This is a genomic window from Streptomyces sp. NPDC048352, assembly GCF_040651895.1.
Lineage (GTDB): Bacteria > Actinomycetota > Actinomycetes > Streptomycetales > Streptomycetaceae > Streptomyces.
This window is the reverse complement of record NZ_JBEZKZ010000153.1, coordinates 1-3931: the sequence shown is the minus strand read 5'-3', so window position 1 is coordinate 3931 and position 3931 is coordinate 1. Positions and strand designations below refer to the sequence as shown.

The window sequence follows — 3931 nt, the reverse complement described above, 5'->3', positions numbered from 1 at the left end:
TTCGTATCCACCTCCCCGCATCCAGGAGAATCAGGTCATGAGCAACCCCCAGCAGCTGCGTTACACCAAGGAGCACGAGTGGCTGTCGGACGCCGCCGGCCGGGGTCACGTTCCCGTTCCCGGTGGTGCCCTTGGCGCCGGCCGGCTGAACGGTGCCGGTGCTGCCCGAACCGCCGGTGCCCGTGCCGGTGGTGCTGCCGGTGGTGCCGGTGCCCGTGCCGCCCGATGCTTCCTTCCACCCCGCGGCCACGTCCTTGGCCCGTGCCACGTGCTGTCCGCTCTTCAGGAACGCGGCCCGGTCCTCCCGCGAGCCCTTGAGCGCGGCGAGGGCGGCCTTCTTCAGCTCCGGGCCGGCCTTGGACACCATCGACGAGATCAGGACCGCGTTGTCGTCGTCGCGCAGCACGTGCTGCTCGTTCTTCACGAACTGGCGCAGCTGCTGCGGGGTGGGGTTGCCCTCGAGGAGCTTGATGATCCCCTCCTTCAGGCCCGGCCCCGCGTCCTTCAGCATCCCGAGCAGGGCGACCCGGTCGTCCTCGGCGCGGACCTTGTGCTGGCCGGTGGCGACGAACGCGCGGATCTGCTCGCGCGTGCCGTGGTCCATCAGCTCGTTGACGGCCTTGGTGATGCCCTTGCCGGCGCCGTTGAGCATGCGCATCATCTCGACGCGGTCGTCCTCGAGGCGGGCGGCGTGCTGCCCTTCGTTCAGGAAATCGGTGAAGGCAGCCTGGGTGTTCTTGAGCAGGGCCTCCTTGGCGGCCGCCTTCACGGCCTTGCCGCCCGCGTAGTGGATCTGCGAGATCCGGACGTAGTCGTCGTCGAGCTGCTCCAGGGCCCATTCGACCGCCAGGAACTTCTGCAGGTCGGCGGCCGTGCCCTTGAGGGCCTTCTCCGCGGCGGCCCGCACGCCGGGACCCGACGCCGGGTCCTTCAGGATCTTCTCGATCCGGGCCCGGTCCTTGGCCGCCTGGTCCTCGGCGGGGGTCTTCGCGGGGGTCTCGGCCGGCTTTGCGACGCCGCCCTGCGGGTCCTGGTCGGGCGCCGTCGGCGACGACGGGGTGGCCGGCGCCGCCCCCGACGAGGCGTCAGCGGCGAAGGCGGGCGAGGCGAGCAGGACGGCCGGCGCCATCGCGGCGGTGGCCACGACGGACGCGATCCGGGGCAGCTTCACAGGCGGGGTTTCCATTCTTCACATGTGTGATGATCGGCAGCCTGTGAAGGATAGGTGCCCTTCCCGCTCCCTAAGCGTCGATTTTGCGACAAATGCGGCTCGCGGTGGCCGGGGGCCGGTGAGGCGCCGGAAGGGCTCGCGGCTCCGGCTCAGGGCTCTGGGCTCGCGCCTCAGGTCTCAGGGCTCGGGGTTCTCACAGCTCTACGGCGACCCCCTCGCGGGACGACCGGCGGGCCGCCTCCAGCACCTCCAGGCAGCGCGCCGCCTCGTCGGCCGTGACCGGCGCCGGGCCGCCCGTGCGCAGGGCCGCCGCGACCGCCGCGTAGTACGCGGGGTAGTCGCCCGCCGCCGTCGGCACCGGCAGGCCGCCGCCCGTGAGCGGGGACTCGCCGGAGCCCAGCCGCCCCCACAGGTGCTCGGGCTCCTCGCCCCACGGCTGCCCCTCGGCGCCCGGCCGCAGGCCCTCGCGCAGGGCGGCCTCCTGGGGGTCCAGGCCGTACTTGACGTAGCCGGCGCGCGAGCCGAGGACGCGGAACCGCGGGCCGAGCTGGGCGGCGGTCGCGCTGACGTAGAGGTGCGAGCGGACTCCGTTCGCGTGCGTGAGCGCGATGAAGGTGTCGTCGTCGGCCTCGGCGCCCGGGCGGCGCACGTCGGTCTCCGCGTAGACGCGTACCGCCCGGCCGAACAGCACCAGCGCCTGGTCCACGACGTGGCTGCCGAGGTCGTACAGCAGGCCGCCGATCTCCTCGGGGGCTCCGGACTCGCGCCAGCCGCCCTTGAGCTGCGGGCGCCAGCGCTCGTAGCGGGACTCGAAGCGCAGGACGTCGCCGAGTTCGCCCTGCGCGAGGAGCCTGCGCAGGGTGAGGAAGTCGTTGTCCCAGCGGCGGTTCTGGAAGACGGACAGGAAGGTGCCGGTGCGCTCCGCGAGGGCGGCCAGCTCGCGGGCCTCGGCGGCGGTGGCGGCGAGCGGCTTGTCCACGACCACCGGGATGCCGGCGGTGAGGGCGGCCGTGGCGAGCGGGACGTGGGTCTTGTTGGGGGAGGCGACGACGACCAGGTCCGGGGTGTCGGGGCCGTCCCACAGCTCGTCGGCGGAAGCACGGACGCGGACGTCCGGGTGGGCCTCGCGGGCCTGGGCCTGCCGGCCGGGGTCGGAGGTGACGACCGTGTCGAGGAGGAGGCCCTCGGTCGCGGACACGAGCGGCGCGTGGAAGACGGATCCGGCGAGTCCGTAGCCGATGAGCGCGACGCGCAGGGGGGTGGGGAAGGTGGTCATGGGACCACTTTGGCAACACTGTTGCGTAAGTGCAAGGAGGGTGGACAATGGGCGGGTGAACAGGGGCAAGGGGGACGAGGCCGGCGAGGCCGGGGAGCGCATCGGAGGCGGGAGCGGCGGCCGCGGCGGGGCGAACCTGCCGGCGCTGCGCGGGCACAACGAGGCGCTGCTGCTGGACCTGCTGCGCGCCGCCGGGGCGCCGGGGCTGGGCCGTGCCGAGCTCGCCGGCCGTACGGGGCTCACCCCGCAGGCCGTCAGCAAGATCACCGCCCGGCTGGCCGCGGAGGGCCTGGTGGCCGAGGCCGGGCGTGGCGCCTCCACGGGCGGCAAGCCGCGCACCCTGCTGCGGCTGGTGCCCGGGGCCCGGCACGCGGTCGGGGTGCACCTGGACCGCGACGAGCTGAGTGCCGTCCGGGTCGACCTGGCGGGCGGCGTCGTCGCGCGGTGGAGCGGACCGCTCGACTTCGGGGCCGGTCCCGAACTGGTGGTGGACGCGGTTGTACGCGCGCTCGCGCGGGTTTCCGCGGAGCCGGGAGCGGGGCCGCCGCTGCTCGGGGTGGGCGCCGCAGCGCCGGGCCCGCTGGACTGGCGCAGCGGGGTGCTCGGGAGGGTGACGGGATACCCGGACTGGGCGGGGTACCCGTTGCGGGAGGTACTGGCGGGGCGCCTGGGGTTGCCCGTGGTGCTGGACAAGGACACCAACGCCGGGGTCGTGGCGGGGGCCCCGGGCGGGCCCGGGTCGGGCACCTCCGTGTACCTGCACGTCGGGACCGGGCTCGGGGCGGGGCTGCGGCTGGACGGGGCGGTCCACCGGGGCGGGCGCTCGGCGGCGGGGGAGTTCGGCCACCAGGTGCTGCGGCTGGACGGACCGGCGTGCCGGTGCGGGGGGCGGGGCTGCCTGGAGGTGCTGTGCCTGGGGGCGGTGGCCCGGGGCGACCTGGCGGAGGCGGCGCGGATCCTGGGGGAGGGGGCGGCGAACCTGGCCGCCCTGCTCGACGTGGACCGGGTGCTGCTGGGGGGCCGGGTGGTGGACGCGGCCCCGGAGGTCTTCGTGGCCGGGGTCCGCGGGGCGCTGGAGGCCCGCGTCCTGCTGGAGCGCCCCCCGACAGTCGCGCGGGCCTCGGCGGGGGTGGCGGAGGGCGCGGCGGCGCTGGTCCGGGGGCGGGTGTTCGGCTGGACGTGACGCTCGCCTGGCCGGCGGAAGCGGGGGGCTCCGCACCGGAGCCCGCTGGCTGCGCACGGGCGGGCGGGGCCCGGCCCCGGGGCCCCCTGGTGCGGCCGGGATGGGCGGCGCGGTGGTGTGGCCGGCTCGGCCGGGGTGGTTGCGCGGTGGTATGGCCGGCCCGGCAGCCATAACGGTAGGGCGGGGGTGCGGTGCCGCTGCGCGGGGCCGGCCCGCCGTACGGACCCCGAGGCGCCGGTGGTGGACCGGCTCTCGGAGATCCTCGCCGACGCCCCGTCCAGCCGCAGCGCCTCCGCCCGGC

General features: G+C 75.7%; 3 protein-coding genes and 1 pseudogene. 2 read left to right on the top strand and 2 right to left on the bottom strand.

The annotated features are described in order from the left end of the window. Both AB0D45_RS34635 and AB0D45_RS34630 read right to left on the bottom strand, forming a co-directional pair. Positions 1–1186, bottom strand: a 1186-nt coding sequence (locus AB0D45_RS34635; protein ID WP_362466641.1) for a hypothetical protein, incomplete at its 3' end; no start/stop codon positions are given. Between the two features lie 178 nt (positions 1187–1364). Further along, positions 1365–2447 (bottom strand): Gfo/Idh/MocA family oxidoreductase, encoded by a 1083-nt coding sequence (locus tag AB0D45_RS34630; RefSeq protein WP_362466638.1) that lies wholly within the window; start codon positions 2445–2447, stop codon positions 1365–1367. A gap of 55 nt (positions 2448–2502) precedes the next feature. On the opposite strand from AB0D45_RS34630, the gene AB0D45_RS34625 reads away from it, so the two are divergent. Next, complete coding sequence (locus AB0D45_RS34625; RefSeq protein ID WP_362466635.1) at positions 2503–3630, top strand: ROK family transcriptional regulator; 1128 nt, start codon at positions 2503–2505, stop codon at positions 3628–3630. A gap of 210 nt (positions 3631–3840) precedes the next feature. Next, positions 3841–3931: pseudogene (locus AB0D45_RS34620) on the top strand (AmfC protein); the annotation flags it as partial.

Bases quoted from the DNA above. Each gene is read 5' to 3' on its own strand.
- AB0D45_RS34630 (WP_362466638.1), bottom strand. From the start codon at position 2,447: ATGACCACCTTCCCCACCCCCCTGCGCGTCGCGCTCATCGGCTACGGA.